Source organism: uncultured Acetobacterium sp., from assembly GCF_927416815.1.
Classification (GTDB): Bacteria; Bacillota; Clostridia; order Eubacteriales; family Eubacteriaceae; genus Acetobacterium.
Map to the genome: position 1 here is coordinate 1 of NZ_CAKMJU010000028.1, position 20,517 is coordinate 20,517.

A 20,517-nucleotide genomic window follows, 5' to 3' on the forward strand; every position below is an offset into this window, starting at 1 on the left:
AGGAAGTCGCCCATATATGCTGACTTTATTTCCAGATCGAGGTTTCCTTGTCCCATTTCTTCAAGGGCGATATTCCACCAAAGATCACCGACAATTACAATGGCGATTTCAATGAAATCAAGAATAACCTCAACACCTGTATCGACGCCATCGACGATCTTGGCAAAGTCGCCGCCATGTTTGCTGGCATCTGCCCGGGTATCCAGCTGTCCGGCAATCCCGGCTTCGGCCAGATGCGCCGCATCAGCGACTAACGCGGTGACTTTGCCAAGAACGTCGATGGCGTCAACAACACCCTGGACGCCGTCATCGGACCACTGAACGTCGCGGCCGAGTATGTCGACCGGATCAGCAAGGGCGATATTCCGCCAAAGATCACCGACAGCTATACCGGTGACTTTCATGAAATCAAGAATACCCTCAATACCTGTATCGATGCCATCACCGCCTTAGTCGATGATGCGGCGCATCTGGCTCAGGCTGGTATCGAAGGCCGACTGGATACCCGGGCAGATGCCAGCAAACATCATGGCGACTTTGCCAAGATCGTCGATGGTGTCAATAATACCCTAGATGCAGTGATTGAACCGATCAAAGAGGCTTCGACAACCTTAAAAGAGTTGGCCAATGGCAATTTAAGTACGTCTATGACGGGACAGTATAAGGGTGACCATGCATTAATCAAAGAAGACATGAATCAGACGGTTAATTCGTTAAAACGTTATGTCAATGAAATAACTAGCACCCTTGAAGAAATGGGACAAGGAAACCTCGATCTGGAAATAAAGTCAGCATATATGGGCGACTTCCTTAACATTAAGTTGGCACTAAATGGAATCACCAGCACGCTAAGTGCCACCATGGCGGACATTGATGAGGCGGCCGGCCAAGTTGAAGCAGGAGCCAGACAAATATCCGATGGCGGACAAGCCCTGTCCCAAGGAACCACTGAACAAGCCAGTTCTATCCAACAGATCAATGCTTCAATTTCAGAAGTTGCTGAAGAAACCAAAAAGAACGCCATCAATGCCAATGAAGCCAATGAGTTAGCGGTTGAGGTTCGAACCAATGCCGAAGTCGGTAATGGTCAAATGGATAAAATGGTGAGTGCGATGATTGAAATCAACGAATCATCCCAAAATATTTCAAAAATTATTAAAGTTATTGATGATATTGCTTTCCAGACCAATATTTTGGCGCTTAATGCGGCCGTGGAGGCAGCCCGAGCGGGGCAACATGGAAAAGGCTTTGCAGTAGTTGCTGAAGAGGTGCGAACCCTGGCAGCCAGAAGTGCCGAAGCGGCTAAGGAAACCACTGGTCTCATCGAAGGATCGATCAACAAGGTAGAAATGGGGACAAAAATTGCCGATCAGACAGCGATCAGCTTAAAAGAAATTTTAAGTGAAATCGAACGGGTCGCCGACCTGGTCGGCGATATCGCTCATGCATCCAATGAACAGGCATCAGAAATTGCTCAGATAACCCAGGCAATCAATCAGGTTTCCCAGGTAGTTCAAACAAATTCGGCCACCGCAGAAGAAAGTGCCGCAGCCAGCGAAGAACTTTCAAGTCAGTCAGAAATGCTGATGCAAATGGTAGGAGCATTCAAACTTAAGGAAAATCCGAACAAACTTAATCAGGAAACCGGCGGATCTAAGTCAAGAATGTCAACAGCGAATGAACTAGTAGAACCAAAGATCATCTTAAATGATATGGAGTATGGTGAAATAAAGGTTGATAAATACTAAGACAAGGTTACAAACTAAGGGGCGATTTTACGCCCCTTAATTTTTTAAAGAAGAAAATGCGAGAACATCAGGAAAAGCACAGCGAACTATTTTGCTCGTCGAGCTTTAAGAATCCGAATATCTTCACCCAAAAAGGGAATGGTTTTGAAGTATCCGGAGATCCGTGAGGAAAGCCGTTCATCATAAAGGGCTTTGATTTTGAGCACCGTCAGGTTACTGGAAATGATCATCTTTTTTTCGGCATTGAGGCGGCTGTCGATCACCTCGTAGAGCTGTTTCTGACTGTATTCGGAAGAAAATTCAGCCCCTAAATCATCGATGATCAGAAGGTCGCAAAGGAGCAGCGGTTCATAGATTTCGGTGGAGGTTTTCTTTTCCCGGAAAAGCTGATCCTGAATACTGGCGACCAGGTGGGCAGCGGTGACGTAGACAATCCCATAGCCTTTTTCGGTCAGCTTGTTGACGATACAATTCGACATAAAGGTTTTACCTACTCCAGGCGGGCCGGTAAACAGGAGCTGGTCTTCGATGTTTTCAAAATTCTGACAATATTTCAGCATATTCTGTTTAATACTCAGGGCATTGGAGCGATGGCTGGCAGTTCCCGAACCAATTGGCTGTTCAGAATAATAGTCAGGATTAAAGGCTTCAAAGGTTTCGCGCTGGGCTCTAGTTTTTAAGTCATAGCTGGAAAAACTGATTTCAGCCAGACACTGGTTCAGACAAGCGCAGATCCCTTCGGGGAGAATCCCCGCGTCCTGACAAAGCGAACAATAAAAGCTATGACTCAGCAGGGCGGCTTTTTCTCCAGCTAAAACTGCTTTACGGGTTTCAAGCGCGCTCATCTGTTGGCGGATGGCAGCGGTTTTTTCCTGCTCATTAGCGATGGTGGCACGGGTCAGGGCAACACCCAGACGATTGATTTGATTGTCAAGATCAGAAAGCTCGGGTATCTGACGATAAAGGGCTTCCTTTTTTTTGCGTTGTTTGAATTGGTAAGCATGCTGTTTTTCCTGTAGCAGGGCAAAGGCGGCATTATAGGTCTTCATTATTTATCTCCAGTTCCGGCCATAGATCTTCGGCATAGTCAACTTCCATGTCCAGGTAAGCCTGTTTACGGGCATCACTCATTGGTTCAAGCGATTCCTTCTGATCAAATTTGGCTTTTGGTTTGTCATTTTTAATGTCTTCCAGGGTTTTGAAGCCCTGTTCGTGCCAATTTTTCAGAATCCCGTCAATATACTTCATATTCGGTTTGTTGGTGCGAGATAAGGCCTGTACAATGATTTCCATTGAAAAGCCGTAATCGTTAAACCAGGTATCGATCATCTGTCGCTCAGAAACCATCGGGTTTCGCTGAATTCCCAGGTATTTAAAGATTTGATAATAGCCAGTTCGTTTATGCGCCGAGTCTTTGATATAGGCTTCAGCTTCAATGTGATCGCGCACCGCGGCACCATGAAAGGCTTTGGCTACGGTTTCCAGATAGGAGACCACCTGGGCTGGGGTAAAGGTGCGGTCTTTTTTATTGATCATATTAATTGAATACTCAACAATCAGAATCACCGCTTCCGGGGTGAAATTGTAGTCATCCAGCCAGCGTTTAAAGACCAGGGTTTCTTTCTTCGTGATGGTTCGGCTTTCATACATATCCTGAATGGTGGTGTACATGCGTTGGATCCGGTCTTCCATGCTGTTAGAAGACTGCGAGTTCTTAGGAACAGTTGTTTCCGGGATGGCCTCATTTTTATAGAGGATTGTCCCGGTGATGTTGTAAAAACGAACCAGTGCATCGCGGGTGCCGGTATACTCAATGGCGATGATTTTTTCAGAAGCCCAGTAATCCCAGGCTTTTTTGACGTCGGTTTCTAATAAATTCAAATCTTTGGCGATATCCTCATTACTGATCGGGGTCAGACCCATATTAAAGCATCGCTTTAAGCCGTAAAGATAAACCTTTACGTAGTCGCCCCGAGCCATGGGCATATAGTGATTGATAAAAATATTCTCAATGGGTGTCACACCCAGATCATCATGGCTGGAAACTAATTCAAAACGATTCATGTTCTACCTCTAGTTATGGATTGATATATTTTTTTTGCTAAAAAAATTTAGTTTGGACAAGTGCAATGCTGTTATTATATCACATCATTTTTAATTTGTGAGGAATTCCTGTTTTCTTTAAGTAGTCGAAAGATTTCTTAAAGAGTGCAAGAAAAACGGCATAAAAACTCAAGATTTCTTGATAAAAGTCAAACTTATGATATAATTACCAATTGGATATTACATATACACTTGCACTGAAAGGAATAAATATGGATGCTTTTATTATAGAAGGAGGTAACCCCCTACAAGGTGAGGTTACAATCTCCGGGGCAAAAAATGCCGTACTAGGAATTATTCCGGCTGCAGTACTTTGTGCCTGCTCAAGTAAGATAGAAAATGTTCCGGATATTAAAGATGTTAACAAGATGATTGTTATTCTTGAAAAATTGGGAGCTGAAATATATAGAGAAAATGATACCTTAATTATTAATACCGAAAAACCGATTTCATTTGATGTGTCGGAGTATGAAGAGGAAACCGGCCAGATGCGCGCCTCTTATTACCTGCTGGGAGCATTGCTGGGACGCTACCGCAAGGCGATTGTGCCATTGCCTGGTGGCTGTAACATCGGCGATCGGCCGATAGACCAGCACATTAAAGGCTTTCAGGCGCTGGGAGCAACCGTAGTAATTGAACATGGTCAGGTGAAAATGGAGGCGCCCCAACTAAAAGGTGCCCATATATTCCTTGATGTGGTCAGCGTTGGCGCCACAATCAACATTATGCTGGCTGCAGTTCGGGCTGATGGTAAAACGATCATTGAAAATGCCGCTAAAGAACCCCACATCGTTGATGTGGCTAACTTTTTGAACTTGATGGGAGCAAATATTAAGGGTGCGGGAACAGATGTTATCAAGATCGTTGGGGTTGATGAAATGCATGGCTGTGAGTATTCGGTGATCCCCGATCAGATTACCACCGGTACTTATATGATGGCCGCTGCCGCCACCGAAGGGGATATTTTAATTAAAAACGTGATTCCCAAGCATATGGAGGCGGTTACCGCCAAGCTCAGCGAAATGGGTGTGATTGTCCGCGAAGAGGACGACGGGATTCGGGTTATTGGCAAGCATCCCTTAAAAGCGGTGAATGTTAAGACCATGCCGTACCCGGGTTTTCCCACCGATCTGCAACAACCGATGGCGGTTTTAATGACCGTTGCCGAGGGGACTAGCACCATCACTGAAAGTATCTTTGAAAGCCGCTTTAAATATGTGGACGAGCTTCGCCGGATGGGAGCCAATATTTCGATTAATAGCCGGACGGCAACGATTAATGGGGTCAAGTCCTTATCGGCCACCAAGATCAAGACCACCGATTTAAGAGCCGGAGCAGCCATGGTTATTGCCGGATTAATTGCTGATGGTGAAACAAAGATCACCGAAATTATCCATATTGATCGGGGATATGCAAATTTACAGGAAAACCTGCGAAACCTGGGAGCCGATATTCGTCGGATTTCTGAGAAAGACCCTACTTATCTTTAGTTAGCTGCTGACTGATATGAATTAAGCTAGGAAACAGTACCTTAATTCTCATAAAGTTAGGTTAAGTCAGGTTTAAGTAAGATTCGCTAGGATAAGCGTAACAATTGAGCTGGCCTTGGCGCATTTAAATGGATGTTTTATCAGGTGTTAAAATGAACAAGGGAGCAAAGATTGAAATTTTGTAGCTTATATAGTGGAAGTTCAGGAAACAGTTTATTTGTCTCAAATAACAACACAAAAATACTCATTGACGCTGGTCTCAGCGGGAAACGAATTCAAAGTGCCCTGGATATCATCGCCGAGGATCCCCGCGAAATCAATGGTATCATGGTAACCCATGAGCACAGTGATCATATTCATGGGGTGGGGGTATTATCCCGCCGTTTTAATTTGCCAATTTATGCCAATCAGAAAACCTGGGATGCGATGATCAAGGGTCTGGGTAAAATCGCCGAAGAAAATATTAAAATCTTTGATTTTGAGAAGCCGTTTTGTATTCAGGATCTTCAAATCAAAGCCTTTAAAACATCCCATGATGCAGCGGATTCAGCGGGCTTTGTCATTTCTGATGGCAAAAATCGACTCGGAATCGCTACCGATTCGGGGATTATCACCCCGGAAATGCGTAGCGACCTGTGTGGCTGTGATTTGGTGGTACTAGAATCCAACCATGACGTGTCGATGCTGGAAGCTGGAGCCTATCCCTTTTACCTCAAACAACGGATAAAAAGCGACTTTGGTCACTTGTCCAATGAGACCGCTGGGGATTTAGCGCAGGCGCTGGTAGAAAAAGGCACCCGGCAACTGGTGTTAGCACATCTCAGCCAGGAAAACAATTATCCGCAATTGGCTTATCAAACCACCGCCCGGATCTTAAGCGAAGCGGGGATGGTTCTGGATAAGGATGTTAAACTTTGTGTGGCAAAAAGAAATAGTACCAGTGAGATAATTAATCTGTGAGATCTTCAACTAAGATTGAGGAGTAACAATGAATGACGATCTGAAAAATGGAAAAACCCTAAGTTCTCTGTTTATTGGAATGCTTGGTGCAATTATTGGCGGCGTGATTGTCGGTGCCTTATTTCTTGGCGTCAACTTTTTTTTCGACAACAGCACCGTAATTCAGGGCGCTAAAAATGAAATAGTCGTCAGCCAGGGGACGGCAGATACTGTCATCGAGGCGATTGCTCAAACCGTGCCGCCATCGGTGGTGGGGATTGAAACAACCGGCGTGGCGATGACGGTCTACGGATCCCAGGAAGCATCAGGCGTTGGTTCCGGTTTTATTTTGACCAGTGATGGTTATATTGCCACCAATCAACATGTCGCATCGGATGGCATCTCCGGCATGACGGTATCGCTTGCTGACGGGAATCGCTACGATGCGAAACTGGTCTGGTCGGATGTAAGCTTGGATATGGCGATCATTAAGATCGATGCGACTGATTTGCCAGTGCTTGAATTGGGCGACTCAGACGATGTCGTCGTCGGCGAACTGGCGGTTGCAGTGGGGAACCCCCTGGGTCTTAACTTTGAGCGAACGGTGACGGCCGGAATCGTCTCGGCGATCAACCGTAGTATTCCTCTGGATACCGGCTTGGCGGAAGATTTGATTCAAACCGATGCGTCGATCAATTCGGGAAACAGCGGTGGACCGCTAGTCAATAAACACGGCAAGGTGATCGGTATCAATACCTATAAATTGACTACCGGTGAAGGAATGGGCTTTGCTATTCCGATTAATATATTAAAACCAATACTTAATGAGATTGTCGCTACTGGTAAGTTTGAGCCGACAGTGATGGGGATCACAGCTTATGATCGGGCGATTGCCGATTATTACATCACCGACAGCAAGGTAAACTTTAATGAGGGGATCTATATTGCATCAGTGCAACAGGGCGGTGGCGCCGCCAATGCTGGTCTAACAACCGGAGATATTATCAAAGAAATCAACGGGGTTAAGACAAACACCATGCTTAAGATGAAAGAAATTCTCTATGGCGTTAGTGCTGGTGATAAGGTAGCGGTTACCTTTGAACGGAATGGTCAAATGCAGACCATTGATGTGGTAGTGACTTCAGGACAATAAATGATGTTCGTTGAATTGCAAAGAGCCTTATATATTTACACTTGTAAATATATAAGGCTCTTTTAACTGGTCTTTTTTACAAAATGAAACGAAAAGATTGACATTTTCACAAAAAAACATATAATTATAACAATAATTGCAAAAAGTGTTATCAAGTATCATAATGGCAAAATAAAGCAAGAAGTGGGTGAACGGATGAAGAAGGTAGTGGATGATGAGCGACTGATGGTGAAAATCTGTGAGATGTATTATAACCAGGATATCAATCAAAAGCTGGTTGCAAGAGAATTGGGTCTGTCGCGGCCAACCGTATCCCGGATTCTTCAGAATGCCAGGGAGCGGGGGATTGTCAAAATTATTATCGATCCTATTTTTGGCAACAATTATGTCGATCTGGAAAAAAAATTGGAGAGCCGTTATGGTTTAAAAGAAGTTTTTATCGTCGATACCAAACAGGATAGCCGCGATCAGAAGGATGAGCTGGCCAAGGCGACGGCCAATTATCTGGAGCGACTGATTAAAGATGACAGTATTATCGGGGTTTCAATGGGTTCTTCGATTGGTCAGATCTATCGTTTTGTATCTAAGGGAACCTCTAAGCGGGTGACCTTTATCCCGCTGATCGGCGGGATCGGCCATCTGGGGATGGAACTGCATTCGAATACCATTGTCGAAGCATTAGCCAAGGCTTTTGGCGGGGATTCCTTTCTGCTCCATGCGCCGGCGCGGGTTTCTGGGATCAAGATCAAAGAAGAATTGATGAAGGAAGCAGATATCCGGCGGATCATCAAAATGGGCGATGGTTTGGATGTGGCGGTAGTTGGGATCGGGGTTCCTAATCGAGGCTCGGCGATTATGTCGACCGGCTATTATGATGAAAAGGATATGGAAACGATGCGCAAAAAAAATGTCGTGGGTGATGTTTGTATGCAGTTTTTCGATATCAATGGCAGCACTGAAGCCTTTGAGGGCGACAACTGCGTGATTGGGGTCGATATTAAAAAGTTGCGACGGGTTCCGCATTCAATTGGTGTTGCTAGCGGTTCCGAAAAAGCCCGGGCCATTCAGGGAGCCATCACTGGCGGATTCATTAATGTCCTGGTTACCGATGTGGAATGTGGGAAAAAAATGCTGGAACTTGATCAGGCCTCTGAAATGGTGACAAAAAATGAAATGATCAATCCAGAATCCGAGAGGAATGTCAAAAAATGATCATGCCAAAAACAGAAGCCCTCAAAGATATTAAACTATTTGCCCTGGATATGGATGGCACGGTTTATCTGGGCAATGGTTTAATCGACGGAGCCCTGGACTTTATCGATGAATTGCGAGTGCGCCAAAGAGATTTCATTTTCATCACCAACAATTCATCGCGGGGATCCAGCTTTTATCAGGAAAAGCTAAAGAAAATGGGCTGCTTTGTCGAAGCAGACCGGATCATTACCTCTGGAGATGTGACCATTGAATATCTAAAAACCTATCATCCCGGACAATCGGTTTATCTGATGGGCACCCCTTTATTAGAAGAGAGTTTTAGACAACACGGTATCAAACTGGTCGAAGACCAGCCGGATGTCGCGGTAGCCAGTTTTGACACCACCCTGACCTACGAAAAACTAGAGAAAATCTGTACCTTTATTTTAAGTGGTGCGGTTTTTTTATCGACTCATTTGGATTTAGTTTGCCCTACGGAAAGCGGTTTTATTCCCGACTGTGGTTCCATCTGTGCCCTGATTAGCAAATCCACCGGGGTAGAACCCAAATATTTAGGCAAACCCTTTCCCGAAACAATGGCGATGGTCGTGTCTATTACCGGCCATAAAAAAGAAGATGTGGCCTTTGTCGGAGACCGGATCTACACCGATGTGGCCACCGGCGTCAATAACGGTGGCAAGGGTTTTCTGGTACTGACCGGGGAGACCAAAATGGAGGACTTAAAAAACTCGCAGGTGGTTCCGGACTGTGTCTTTGACTCGCTTAAAGAAATGATCAACTATTTATAAAACTGTTTAATTTATCAAAAACAGGGAAGATAATAAGAACATGGATCATAATCTAGATGACCGAAAAGTTAAGAGAATAAACCGAAAGGAATGAAAGATTCATTAATAGGTAGGAATATGCATGCGAAAACAGTTACTATTATTAATCCCACCGGTTTACACGCACGACCGGCAGCGGAGTTTTGTCAGAGGGCCGGAGAATTTAGAGCTGATATCCGAATCAGGAAGTTGGGGGACGATCCCAAAGAGGGCGATGCAAAATCGTTGCTAAGCATTATGACAACCGGGATTGGCCTAGGTGATGTGGTTGAAATTTTTGCCGAGGGTGAGGATGAGATGCTGGCAGTGGAAACCCTGGTGGCATTGATCGGCGGCGGATTTGGCGAAAAGAAAAATTAAGGCAAGGCAAAAAAACACCGACAGGTGTTTTTTTAGTGGGTGACTTTATATTTACTTACCTATTTGGTGTGATCAGGCATAAAGCAGTTCGTTTTTATAAATGATCGATTTTAAATCGGCCTGCCGCCACTGCAGTTCATCCAGACTGATGCCGAAGTCCAGTTGACCCTGGGTGGCGATTAGGAGATGCTCAAGGTTGCAGTTGCCAGCCCGTTCGCCAATCCCAAAGAGGGTGGAATCGGCATATTTGGCGCCGGAACGGAGCCCTTGGATGGAATTGGCTACGGCCATCCCGAGATCGTTGTGCATGTGCACCTCAATGTCGATGTTAGCAGGGATTTGGCTGATCGTGGCCTTGCAGAGGCTCGGCGACATGATTCCCACCGTGTCCGAAAAACGCAGGGTGGTGGCGCCCAGATCCCGGGCGGTTTCAATCAGCTGGATGACGAAATCCCAGTCAGCCCGGGAGGCGTCCTCCAGGCCGATGGTCAGTTCTCTTTTTGCGGTGTGGATGGCCGCGGCGCAGGTGCTCAGGGTTTCCAGCACCTGGGAGCGGCTTTGGCGCAGTTTTTCGCGAATCAGCAGATCCGAAGCGGGGACACAAACATGGATAATGTCGGCACCACAAGCGATCGATTGGCTGATATCAGAGCGATTCATCCGGTTCCAGCCAATAATCTGAGCATTTTGGCAGGCCAGTTTGATTTTTTCAAAGGCGCGGCATTCTTCCTTACCGATGGCGGGGGTGCCGGCTTCGATCCGGGTAACCCCCAGAGCATCCAGCGATTTGGCGATGGTGACTTTTTCACGGACGGTGAAAGCAATGCCGGGGCTTTGTTCACCGTCTCTTAGGGTGGTGTCAACAATATATTTTTTTATCATTTTGCACCTCGCTGGCAAGGGTTTGCAGTTCCAGATCAGACAGGTTTCGGCCTAACTGGGTGCAACGGGATTTGATTTGTTTTAAAATCGAGTGAGCTGTCGATTCGGATAAACCGGGGTCGTTTAGTTTATACAATAGGCTTTTGCGACCAGAATGTTTTCCCAGCACAATTTCTCGCTGGTTGCCGACGGTTTGGGGATTAAAGGGCTCATAGGTATGGGGGTTTTTTAACACCCCATCGACATGAATGCCAGATTCCACCTTGAAAATATCGGCGCCGATGATGGCCTTCATTTTTGCTACCGGCTGGCCGGAGCACTTTTCATAAAGGCCGCACAGTTCACTTAAAACTGATAAGTCGCCGCTAAAGGCATCGGGCTGATGGAGCTTTAGACCCATCAGGACTTCTTCCAGAGGTGCGAAATTATGGTGGTTGGCAAAAGCGCAGCTGATGCTCGTTCCGCCGGCCAATAGCCATTCCAGGGCGATGGCGGCAGCACAGTGGTGGTGGTTGCTGGGACATAGATCCAGGGTTTGGGCACCGCTGCCTAGCAGGGCTTTGAAAACTGTCGGATAGTCCCGGTTCATCAGGTCTTCTAACCCGGTGATGCGGATCTTTTGATGTGGAGAGAGAGCTGATTTTAATTTGCTGACGGGAATATTTTTTTCCACCAGATCATTGGGCTCCAGCTTCCAGAGGGGCTGGGGTTTTGTCATCCCAGAGCTATCTAAAGAGATCGGAAAAATTCGAGTCAGAAAAAAACTGCGGCCGCCCAGCCACTTTCTTAAACTGGCGGCACTTGACGGAAAACCGAGCCGGGCAAGCAGATCCGGGGTCAATTCGATTTTTGTGACCCCACAGCTAAAAAGCAGGTCACAGAAATGGTTAAGATCCCGGGCGCTCATCCCGGCCGTATCAAAGCTTGTCAGTGTCCGATCAATAATAGTAACCATTTGTGTACCCCGCTTTCGTTTGTTTTAATTTTAAAATGATGCTGCCGATGTAAGGGCAGCATCAATCGGTGAAGTATTAAAATAAAAGATTAGCCCAGTACCGACAATTGTTATATCATGTTGTGACCTAGGGGTCAGACCCTGTGCCTCAAGGTGAACAGTTGCGGAGCAATAACATAATAAATTGGTATTCCTAAATTCGCAACTGTACGAATTGTGCGCATTCAACAGATTAACAATTGGTCGGTACGGTCGTTTGGCACTAGCCCAAGAGGGCTAAATAACCAGGTCCTCGACAACCTTGCCGCCTTCGATGTGTTCCTCCATAATCCGTTCGACATCGTCGACGGTGACCTTGCCATACCAGACGCCTTCGGGATAAACGACCACGATCGGCCCCTTGTCACAGATCCCGAAACAGCCGGTGTTGTTTAACATGATGTCGCCGGATAATTCCCGTTCGTCGATTTCTTCAAGAAAGGTCTGCAGGATTTTTACTGAATCCTGTTGAAAACAATACCCCTGTTGGGTGCCGTTGATCCGGCAGCTGGTGCAGATAAAAAGATGATGTTTAGGACTAACCATTTTTAAATTCCTCCTGATCGCTTATAAATAGTTTTTGAATGATGATTAATAATTGGTCGGTACGGTAGTTAGTAATGTTAGAAATTACCGGCAGTCCGCAGTTCGGATCTTAAGATTTCCTGGGCGGCCGTTTTAACGGCGTCTTCGATGCGGTCGTAGGTTGAGATGACCTTGATGCCCTTGCTTTCCAGTCGTTTGGTGGGCAGGTCGCCGATGCGCATGGTGATGGCAGCATCGCAGTCATTTAGCGCTTTTAGAATGGTGCCGATCTTATCTTCCTTTTCGTCGCATTCTTCTTCACCGGTGCAATACTTACCAATCACCCGTTTTTCCTTAAACTGGACCGCGTCGTCAAGGTAATCATAAATATAAAGCTCAGAAGCCTGGCCGAAATGCTGATCCACCAGCATCCCGCCTTTAGAGGTGATCGCAAAGCGCAATCCCTTTGGCGCGGCCAGAACCAGCGCTTCGCTTTTGGCTTCCGTTTCCCGAAAATCGAGGGAGATGTCACTGTCCAGTTTGCCGATGGCGTCGGCACGGCATTGTTTGCAGTGATACATTTGTTTTAAGTGAACCCCGCATTTATCCCGAATCGCATTGATTTCATGGTTAGTGGCTATTGGCAAGCCCTCAAAGGCGGAGCCTTTGACTGGAATCAGCGGCATCACATTGGAGATAAAACAGCCCAACGCTTTGACCGTCTTGACCACTTCTTCAATGTGCGCGTCATTGATTCCCATCAGGGTTACGGTATTGATTTTGACAATCACCCCCTCATCGATGAGAAGCTTGATCCCAGCAAGCTGGTTGGCCAACAAAATTGAGGCACCAGCTTCGCCATGGTAACGGTTGCCCATGAAATCGATATGTTTGTAGATTTTTGTGCCGATGACTGGGTCAACCGCATTGACGGTGACGGTAATGTGAGAAACCCCCAGTTTAACCAGTTCTTTGGCATAGTAGGGCAGCATTAAGCCATTGGTAGAAACGCAGAAGGTAACATTGGGGTCATCTTCATGGATCAGGGTCAGGGCCTTTTTCGTTTCTTCAAAGTTTGCCAGGGCATCTCCGGGGCCGGCAATCCCAACGACGGTCAGGTTGGGAACCTTTTCTTTGACCAGTTTGTATTTTTCAAAAGCTGCCTCCGGAGAAAGAATCTCAGTAGTCACGCCGGGACGGCTCTCATTGGGGCAATCAAATTTGCGGACACAGTAATTACACTGGATATTGCATTGTGGCGCAATGGGGAGGTGCATCCGGGCGTTTTTCTGAGCGCTGCCGCAGCTGTAACAGGGATGATTGGCGGTTTTTTCTTCGATCGTCATGATGGTTGTATGTGTCGTTGATTTGGGATTTTCCAGCACTTTCATGGTTGTGTCCGTTTCCGGCTCCAATCCGTATTTGGATTTGGGTCCTTCATTATAGTAGGTGTTATAGAGGGTTTCCCGGAATCCCCCCTCGACCGCTTTAAGAATGGTGTTGGTGATCTGATCAAGGAGCACCTGAGAGCCTTCGTAGCCCAAGGTTCGAACCCGCTGACCGCCGATGCGGTCATGGATGGGGAAAGCGCAGCGGATCAAGGGAATCCCGTGTTTTTCTTCAATTCGACGGCCGTCGGAATTTCCCAGCATCAGGTTAGCTCCGAGTCGCAGGGCTTCTTCCTCGATGGTTTCAAAGTCGACATCATTTAAGATCGCGTAATTGTCAACAAAAAGAACATCGGCCAGTTTGGAAAGCTCGGCGGCGATTTTTTCTTTGAGTTGGGGACAATTGGAACCAGTAGCCGCGATCACCGGCATCACGCCATTTTCACAACAGAGTCGGACTGCCGAAACGACAAAATCCGGTTCGCCGAAGATGGCAATGCGACCCAAGGCATTATATTTATGGGAGTCGACCATGCCATCAAGATAACGCCCTCTTTCTTTAGTGATTTTTACTGGAATGGCTTTTTTTGACAATTCGGCTAAGAGATCGATTAAGGCATCGGTATCCCGAAGCCCCATTGGCAGGTTCAGCCGTTTGTAGGGAACCCCGAAGTTTTCGTAGAGGTAAACCCCCGGGGATTCGTCGGGCTTGATGGTGTCGGATATTTCGATGGTGGCCCGAGCTCCAGCCATTTTCTGGATTTCAGAAATGGGGGTGCCATGCATTGGCAACCGATAATAAGAGCTCTGGTGGACGCCGTCCAAGTTTTCGGACAGGTCTGGCAAAAGGATATATTCCAGTCCAAACTGATCCAGCAGATCTTTTAGATAACGGGTATCGGCCGGGGAAATCATCGTGGTGACGATATTGATTTTATCGTGTTTGGTGGTGTCCATCTCAACATGGGAGACGATCGCTCGCAGTGCCCGGGTAAATCCTTCAAATTGGGTGCCGCCGTAACCAGCCGATTTTACCGGAATGATTTTGACTGTTTCATCAGGATGTGAAGCGTAAAAATTCTTGATGATGTACTCAATATCTTCGCCAATGGTTTCAGCCAGACAGGTAGTCGAAACACCGATGACTTCGGGTTGATATAATTTAATCAGATTTTCCAGGCCGATGATCAGGTTTTTCTCGCCGCCGTAAACAGTCCCTTCTTCCGTCAGGGAAGAGGAGGCGATGTCCACCGGTTCATTGTAATGGGTGGCCATATGGCGGCGGATATAGGTGCTACAACCCTGGGAACCATGGAGGATGTTCATGCATTTTTGAATGCCGTAGAAGGCATTAGCGGTTCCCATGGGCATGCACATTTTACAGGGATTAACATTTAAGTTGACTAAATTTTTAGACATTTTTGAGACCTCCTATGATTTCCCAGACAGGACTGTTCATCGATAGATTAATTTCCGAGGCAAAATTCAGGGTGCCTTCGTAGCCCGCCAGAGGGTGCTTGCGCTCATGGTTGTGATCACAGAAGGCTACCCCCAGTTTATAGGCCAGCGGCCGTTCCTTGACGCCGCCCACTAAGATATCAGCGCCCATTTCCTTCATAAAAGCTTCCAGTTCAGCCGGGTTGGCATCGTCTAGAATGACGGCGTCGTCATCGACCAGATGCTGGATGACTTCATAATCATCCTTGCTCCCGGTTTGGGTGCCCACCATCACGGTGTTCATACCGAATTCATGAAACTGACGGATCAGGGAGATTGCTTTAAAGCCGCCGCCGACATAGATGGCCGCTTTTTTTCCTTCAAGATTTTTGCGATACTTATTTAAAAGAGGGATAACTCTATTTTTTTCTTCTTCAATAAAGACTTTGGCTCGTGCAATGACTGCTTTATCACCGACGGCATAGGCAATCCGCATCAGCGAATCCGAGGTGTCGGTAATGCCGAAAAAACTGACCTTGATAAAGGGAATATCGAAAACCTCTTCCATCTGTTTGGCCAGAAAGGTCATCGAGCCGGCACATTGAACCAGGTTAAGTTGGGCTGTTGGGGCTTTTTTAAGGTCTTCGACTTTGGCATCACCGGTAATACTAGCAACCACTTCGACACCGATTTGTCTTAAATAGTTTTTGATGATCCACATTTCCCCGGCCAGGTTAAAATCACCGAGAATGTTGACGCCGGCAGTTTTGGCCGGTAAGAATTCGGGGGTAACCAGGCTCATAATGGCGTTGCAAGCCATTTTATAACCGGTTTTCTTGGTTCCTGAAAAGCCCGGGGATTTAACGGCGATGACCCGGATGCCGTATTTTGCTTCGGCCTTGCGACAGACTGCGTCGATATCGTCACCGATGACGCCGACAATGCAGGTGGCGTAAATAAAAATGACCTTTGGCGCATGCATGGCGACCACTTCATCAACGGCTGTCGCCAGTTTCTTTTCGCCGCCGAAAATGACGTCAGTTTCCCGCAGATCGGTGGAATAAGAGTTTCGGTATCCTTCTTCGCCGCTGGATAAACTACCACGGATATCCCAGGTATAACTGGCACATCCAATCGGGCCATGAACAATATGGAAGGCATCGGTAATCGGGTTTAAGACAACCCGGGCACCGCAGTAAACACAGGCCCGCTGACTGACAGCCCCTGAGACACTGGCTGACTCACACTTGATTCCGTCGCCGCTGCATTCCGAAAAACGGATCGACTGTGCTCTTTCTGGTAAAATTGCCGCATCATTTTTCATTTACAGCCTCCTTTCAAATAAAGGGGAGGAAAACCTCCCCTGGTGTTTAGTCTTGAGAATCGTCCTGGAGACAATCATCAAATCGTTGTCTGCTGCAAGATCGGACAGGCTATCGCCTGTTCGCCTTGATGCAGACACCTGATTTGTGATTGTCTCCGGACTTACTTCTGTTTTCTATCTGGGGGTAGGTTGGAGATTAACCCCGATTATATATAATGAGATAACCCAGTACCGACAATTGTTACATCATGTTGTGACCTAGGGGTCAGACCCTGTGCCTCAAGGCGAACAGTTGCGCAGCTGAAACTTTATAAGTTGATATTCTTTATTTCGCAACTGTACGAATTGCGCGCATACAACAGATTAACAATTGGTCGGTACGGTAGTCGGCACTAACCTAAGAGAAAGGAACCTCCCCAGGCTACATTACCATTTCTAGATCTTCGTCTTCGCAGTCGCGGTCCTGACGGTCCATCAGGGCGTTGAGGATCAGTTCGGCCAGTCGGATGGCACCTTTGTAGCCAACGATCGGCATGTAAGAGTGAACATATCGGTCGATGATCGGGAAGCCGACGCGAACCAGGGGGATGTCTTCGGCTCGGGCTACTTGCTTGCCGTGGGTGCCGCCGATTAATAAGTCAACCGGATCATTTATAATCCATTGGTGAAGTTCGAATAAGTCACCGCTTTGTTTGGCGGTACAACCTTCGACGCCGAATTTTTCCAGTAAGGCCGCGGCTTTTCGCTCAAAAGCTGCTCCGGGGGTACCGGTTACCATGTATTTAGGGATCATCCCCATTTCCAGGGTGATTTGAGCCATCCCTAAAACGGTGTCGGGATCGCCGAAAATTGCGACGGTCTTGTTGTGGGTGTACTGATGTGAATCCAAGAGGATATCCATCAGCTGGCCGCGTTCTTCTTCAATTTCATAAGGGACTTCATTCTTAGAAAACTGGTTTAGCGCCATGATGAAAGCATCGGTATTTTCTACGCCAATTGGTAGCGGTAAGGCTTTATAGGGCACCTTGCATTTTTTTTCTAAAAAATCGGCCGGGAATTCAGAGGTCAATTCACCTAAGGCTAAGGTCATCTCACAGTTGCCCAGATCGCGGATCTCGGGAATGGTGGTTCCGCCCTTGGGATACATGGTATAAGTTCCGGTCATCGGAGCATCTAAAACACCGCTGGTATCGGGAAGCATAATGAACTCGGTAGCCATCAGCTTCATTAGCCGTTTCATCTCGCGCATGTCGCCGGGATTCACAAATCCCGGGAAGAGGGCCAGTTTACCATTTTTTTCGCCGGTTGCCGTCGATAGATATTTAATAAATCCGGAAATCATGTTATAATAACCGGTAACATGTGAACCAACATAACTGGGCGTATTGGTGTGAACGACCAATTTGCCTTCGGGAATCTTGGCGTCCTGGATGTAACCATTTAGGTCATCACCAATGGTTTCGCTTAAACAGGTGGTGTGAACCGCGATAATTTCAGGGTCGTAAATATCAAAAATGTTTTTAATGGCAGTTTTCAGGTTAGCGCCGCCGCCGAATACCGATGCGCCTTCGGTAAATGAACTCGACGATGCAATGGCCGGGTCTTTAAAATGCCGAGTTAAGAACATCCGATGAAATGAACAGCATCCTTGAGAGCCATGGCTGTGGGGCATACATTGGTGAACACCCAGGGCGGCATACATGGCCCCAACCGGTTGACATGTTTTTATCGGATTGATTCGTAGAGTGGATCGGTCCGATAATTTTTTGGGGGTTAATTCTAACATTATTCGATACCTCCTAAGCTGCCAACTAACGTGGGCTCACTTTTCCAGGGTGCCTGAACCATATTCCAGACCGGGGTGTAAGTGGCCATTGTCATGTCTTTGGCGAAATTTAATGCTCCTCTGAAGCCAGCATAGGGACCGCTGTAATCATAGGAATGTAATTGTCGTGAGGGAACACCTGATTTTTGCACAATAAACTTGTCTTTAATCCCCGAGAAGAAAATATCAGGCTTTAACAGTTTTAAAAATTCTTCGGTTTCAAAATGGTTGAAGTCATCGGTTATGATAGCTCCTTCGGCAATGTCAGACCAGAGGCCATCGTATTTTTCCAGCGGAACACCAGCGGCTTTTAAGGCTTCAATTTTTTCTGGCGTATGGAAGGTTTTGTAGTTGCCTTCGTCTTTGGTGACGGTGATGCTTTCGATATTTTTAGAATCGGCATCGATTTTAATACTGGGGATAACATCCCGGCCTTCATAATCATCACGATGGCCAAATTCATAGCCGGCCAGGATCACATCGACACCCAGGTATTTTAGTAGGTTGATGTAATGATGGGTACGCGATCCACCAACATAGACAGCGGCTTTTTTACCATCTAGTTTTGACTTGTAGTAAGCCATGCCTTCTTCAATTTCGTCGAGTTCTTCAGCGATAACGGCTTCCGTTCGGGCTAACAATTCCGGGTCACCGAAGTAGGAGGCAATATCCATTAAAGATTTTTTGATACTTTCCAGACCAATAAAATTGACCTTGATCCAGTCCATCCCATATTTGGTTTTCATCATTTCGGCAATATAATTAATTGATCGGTGACATTGAACCAGATTAAGGTCGGCGGTGTGGGCATTTTTAAGATCAGCATAGCTGCCGTCGCCAGTCATCACCGAAACAACGTGATAACCGATCCGCTTTAAGATCCGCTCAACTTCCCAGCCGTCGCCACCGATGTTGTATTCACCTAAAAGGTTGATCGAATATTTTTGTGGTTCGGCATCACCGGTACCGATGATGTATTTCATCAGACCGTTGTTGGCAATATGGTGACCGCCGGATTGGCTGACGCCCTTATAACCTTCGCAGCTGAAGGCTAAAACCTTGATGCCGTAGAGTCTTTCTGATTCAGCAGCAATCGCGTGGATATCATCACCGATTAGTCCAACCGGACAGGTTGAGCTGATCATGATACATTCGGGGTTGAAGATTTCCATGGCTTCTTTAATAGCTTGGCGTAATTTCTTTTCACCGCCAAAAACGATGTCGGTTTCCTGCATATCGGTGCAAAAACTGTATTGGGTAAAGTCTTTGGTGTGCTCATCTCCCTTGGCTTTGTTTCGCCGCGTCCCCCAGGTGTAGTAGGCACAGCCGATCGGTCCGTGAACGATGTTGACAACATCTTTTAAGGGGCCGGTAACAACCCCTTTACAACCAGCGTAGCAGCAGCCGCGGTTGGTCATGATGCCGGGAATCGCCCGGGTGTCAGCGGCAATAACCTGTGGTTCGCCAGCTTCAATTTCGATAACATGTTCTTTTCTGTTTTTGTATATCTTAGAGCTATATTTATCAAGTACCTTATCTCTTGAATCCATTCAAATCACCTCTTTCTAAAATGCATCGGCATTTTTTTCGCCACTTCGCACACGAATGGACTCTTCAATCGGGATGACGAAAATTTTACCATCACCAGGGTTTCCAGTCTGATTGTTATCGATGATAATAGAAACAACCTTACTGACATCGGCATCGTCACAAATGACCGTGAAAAACCGTTTCGGAATTAAACGGGAGGACTCAGTTAATGCTTCACCCATTGGTGAAACAGGCATTTCCCCGGCGTCAACAATATCCTGAATAATCGATAAATCAATACTTTTCTTGCCGCGACCAAGCACCTTTAAACAGGTAAAAGCAGGATAGCCTTGATTGACCAGGGCTTCTTTGGTCTGGTTCACTTTATTCTGCCGAATAATTGCCATAACTTCTTTCATATCAATTCCTCCTTTTACAGGCCAGCTGTTCCAGTACTGATTGTATATGCTTCTTCTACCGGAGAAATGAAAATACGACCATCTCCAAAAGTACCTTCCTTGCCAGTTTTTGCGTTTTTCATAATTATTTTAACAACATCATCTTTGTCTTCATCTTTTACAATACAAAGCAGCATTACTTTGGGGATTTCGTCATAATAGACGTCGCCAACCTTGATGCCTTTTTGTTTCCCACGTCCATATACATCCAGCTTGGTTACCGCTGAGAATCCAGCCGATAACATTTCGGATAAAACTACTCCTGTTTTTTCAGGTCTGATAATTGCGCGTACCATTAACATCGTGTCAACCTACCTTT

Annotated in this window: 17 protein-coding genes and 1 pseudogene; 7 read left to right on the forward strand and 11 right to left on the reverse strand. The window is 46.4% G+C overall.

Features of this window, described 5'->3' with window-relative positions; translation table 11 throughout:
• Positions 1–92: 92 nt before the first annotated feature.
• Positions 93–1,616 (forward strand): annotated as a pseudogene (locus tag QZ998_RS04935) (methyl-accepting chemotaxis protein); the annotation flags it as partial.
• A 218-nt stretch (positions 1,617–1,834) separates the two neighbouring features.
• On the opposite strand, the gene QZ998_RS04940 reads toward QZ998_RS04935, so the two are convergent.
• Together QZ998_RS04940 and QZ998_RS04945 are read right to left on the reverse strand one after the other, a co-directional pair.
• Positions 1,835–2,797 carry an ATP-binding protein gene (locus QZ998_RS04940; RefSeq protein ID WP_296558534.1) on the reverse strand — a complete coding sequence of 321 codons (963 nt, stop codon included), beginning with the start codon at positions 2,795–2,797 and terminating at the stop codon, positions 1,835–1,837.
• Positions 2,784–3,812 (reverse strand): DnaD domain protein, encoded by a 1,029-nt coding sequence (locus QZ998_RS04945; RefSeq protein WP_296558536.1) that lies wholly within the window; start codon positions 3,810–3,812, stop codon positions 2,784–2,786. The genes QZ998_RS04940 and QZ998_RS04945 overlap by 14 nt, the downstream gene beginning before the upstream one ends.
• A 251-nt stretch (positions 3,813–4,063) precedes the next feature.
• Between QZ998_RS04945 and QZ998_RS04950 the strand changes: the two genes are divergently transcribed.
• From QZ998_RS04950 to QZ998_RS04975, 6 genes are all read left to right on the forward strand, one after another.
• Entirely contained in the window at positions 4,064–5,341 is a 1,278-nt protein-coding gene (locus tag QZ998_RS04950) for a UDP-N-acetylglucosamine 1-carboxyvinyltransferase (protein ID WP_296558537.1), read from the forward strand.
• 171 nt (positions 5,342–5,512) lie between these two features.
• Positions 5,513–6,301, forward strand: a complete 789-nt coding sequence (locus tag QZ998_RS04955; protein WP_296558538.1) for an MBL fold metallo-hydrolase — start codon at positions 5,513–5,515, stop codon at positions 6,299–6,301.
• A gap of 28 nt (positions 6,302–6,329) precedes the next feature.
• A complete protein-coding gene (locus QZ998_RS04960; protein ID WP_296558540.1) occupies positions 6,330–7,433 on the forward strand; it encodes a trypsin-like peptidase domain-containing protein in 1,104 nt (367 codons plus the stop codon).
• 195 nt (positions 7,434–7,628) lie between these two features.
• On the forward strand, positions 7,629–8,645 hold the full coding sequence (locus QZ998_RS04965; RefSeq protein WP_296558541.1) for a sugar-binding transcriptional regulator: 1,017 nt from the start codon (positions 7,629–7,631) through the stop codon (positions 8,643–8,645).
• Positions 8,642–9,436, forward strand: a complete 795-nt coding sequence (locus QZ998_RS04970) for an HAD-IIA family hydrolase (protein ID WP_296558542.1) — start codon at positions 8,642–8,644, stop codon at positions 9,434–9,436. The genes QZ998_RS04965 and QZ998_RS04970 overlap by 4 nt, the downstream gene beginning before the upstream one ends.
• A 117-nt stretch (positions 9,437–9,553) precedes the next feature.
• Positions 9,554–9,835, forward strand: coding sequence for an HPr family phosphocarrier protein (locus tag QZ998_RS04975; protein ID WP_296558543.1), 282 nt, complete (start codon positions 9,554–9,556; stop codon positions 9,833–9,835).
• A 72-nt stretch (positions 9,836–9,907) separates the two neighbouring features.
• Here the strand turns inward: QZ998_RS04975 and QZ998_RS04980 are convergent, their stop codons facing one another.
• The 9 genes from QZ998_RS04980 to QZ998_RS05020 all read right to left on the reverse strand — a co-directional run bounded on the left by QZ998_RS04980 (position 9,908) and on the right by QZ998_RS05020 (position 20,500).
• Positions 9,908–10,717 carry a homocitrate synthase gene (locus QZ998_RS04980; protein WP_296558545.1) on the reverse strand — a complete coding sequence of 270 codons (810 nt, stop codon included), beginning with the start codon at positions 10,715–10,717 and terminating at the stop codon, positions 9,908–9,910.
• Entirely contained in the window at positions 10,695–11,672 is a 978-nt protein-coding gene (locus QZ998_RS04985) for a hypothetical protein (RefSeq protein ID WP_296558547.1), read from the reverse strand. Before QZ998_RS04985 ends, QZ998_RS04980 begins: the two co-directional genes overlap by 23 nt.
• A gap of 276 nt (positions 11,673–11,948) precedes the next feature.
• Complete coding sequence (locus QZ998_RS04990; RefSeq protein ID WP_296558548.1) at positions 11,949–12,257, reverse strand: 2Fe-2S ferredoxin; 309 nt, start codon at positions 12,255–12,257, stop codon at positions 11,949–11,951.
• 77 nt (positions 12,258–12,334) lie between these two features.
• Positions 12,335–15,043 carry a nitrogenase cofactor biosynthesis protein NifB gene (gene nifB / locus QZ998_RS04995; RefSeq protein ID WP_296558550.1) on the reverse strand — a complete coding sequence of 903 codons (2,709 nt, stop codon included), beginning with the start codon at positions 15,041–15,043 and terminating at the stop codon, positions 12,335–12,337.
• Positions 15,036–16,385: a nitrogenase iron-molybdenum cofactor biosynthesis protein NifE gene (gene nifE / locus QZ998_RS05000; RefSeq protein WP_296558551.1), complete on the reverse strand. Its 1,350-nt coding sequence runs from the start codon at positions 16,383–16,385 to the stop codon at positions 15,036–15,038. The genes nifB and nifE overlap by 8 nt, the downstream gene beginning before the upstream one ends.
• 421 nt (positions 16,386–16,806) lie before the next feature.
• The gene (gene nifK / locus QZ998_RS05005; protein WP_296558553.1) at positions 16,807–18,171 is read right to left on the reverse strand and encodes a nitrogenase molybdenum-iron protein subunit beta; all 1,365 of its coding nucleotides are present in this window, start codon (positions 18,169–18,171) and stop codon (positions 16,807–16,809) included.
• Positions 18,171–19,760: a nitrogenase molybdenum-iron protein alpha chain gene (gene nifD, locus QZ998_RS05010; protein WP_296558555.1), complete on the reverse strand. Its 1,590-nt coding sequence runs from the start codon at positions 19,758–19,760 to the stop codon at positions 18,171–18,173. Before nifD ends, nifK begins: the two co-directional genes overlap by 1 nt.
• Positions 19,761–19,775: 15 nt before the next feature.
• A complete protein-coding gene (locus QZ998_RS05015) occupies positions 19,776–20,159 on the reverse strand; it encodes a P-II family nitrogen regulator (protein ID WP_296558557.1) in 384 nt (127 codons plus the stop codon).
• Positions 20,160–20,173: 14 nt separating this feature from the next.
• Positions 20,174–20,500, reverse strand: a complete 327-nt coding sequence (locus tag QZ998_RS05020; protein WP_070370205.1) for a P-II family nitrogen regulator — start codon at positions 20,498–20,500, stop codon at positions 20,174–20,176.
• Positions 20,501–20,517 lie beyond the last annotated feature (17 nt).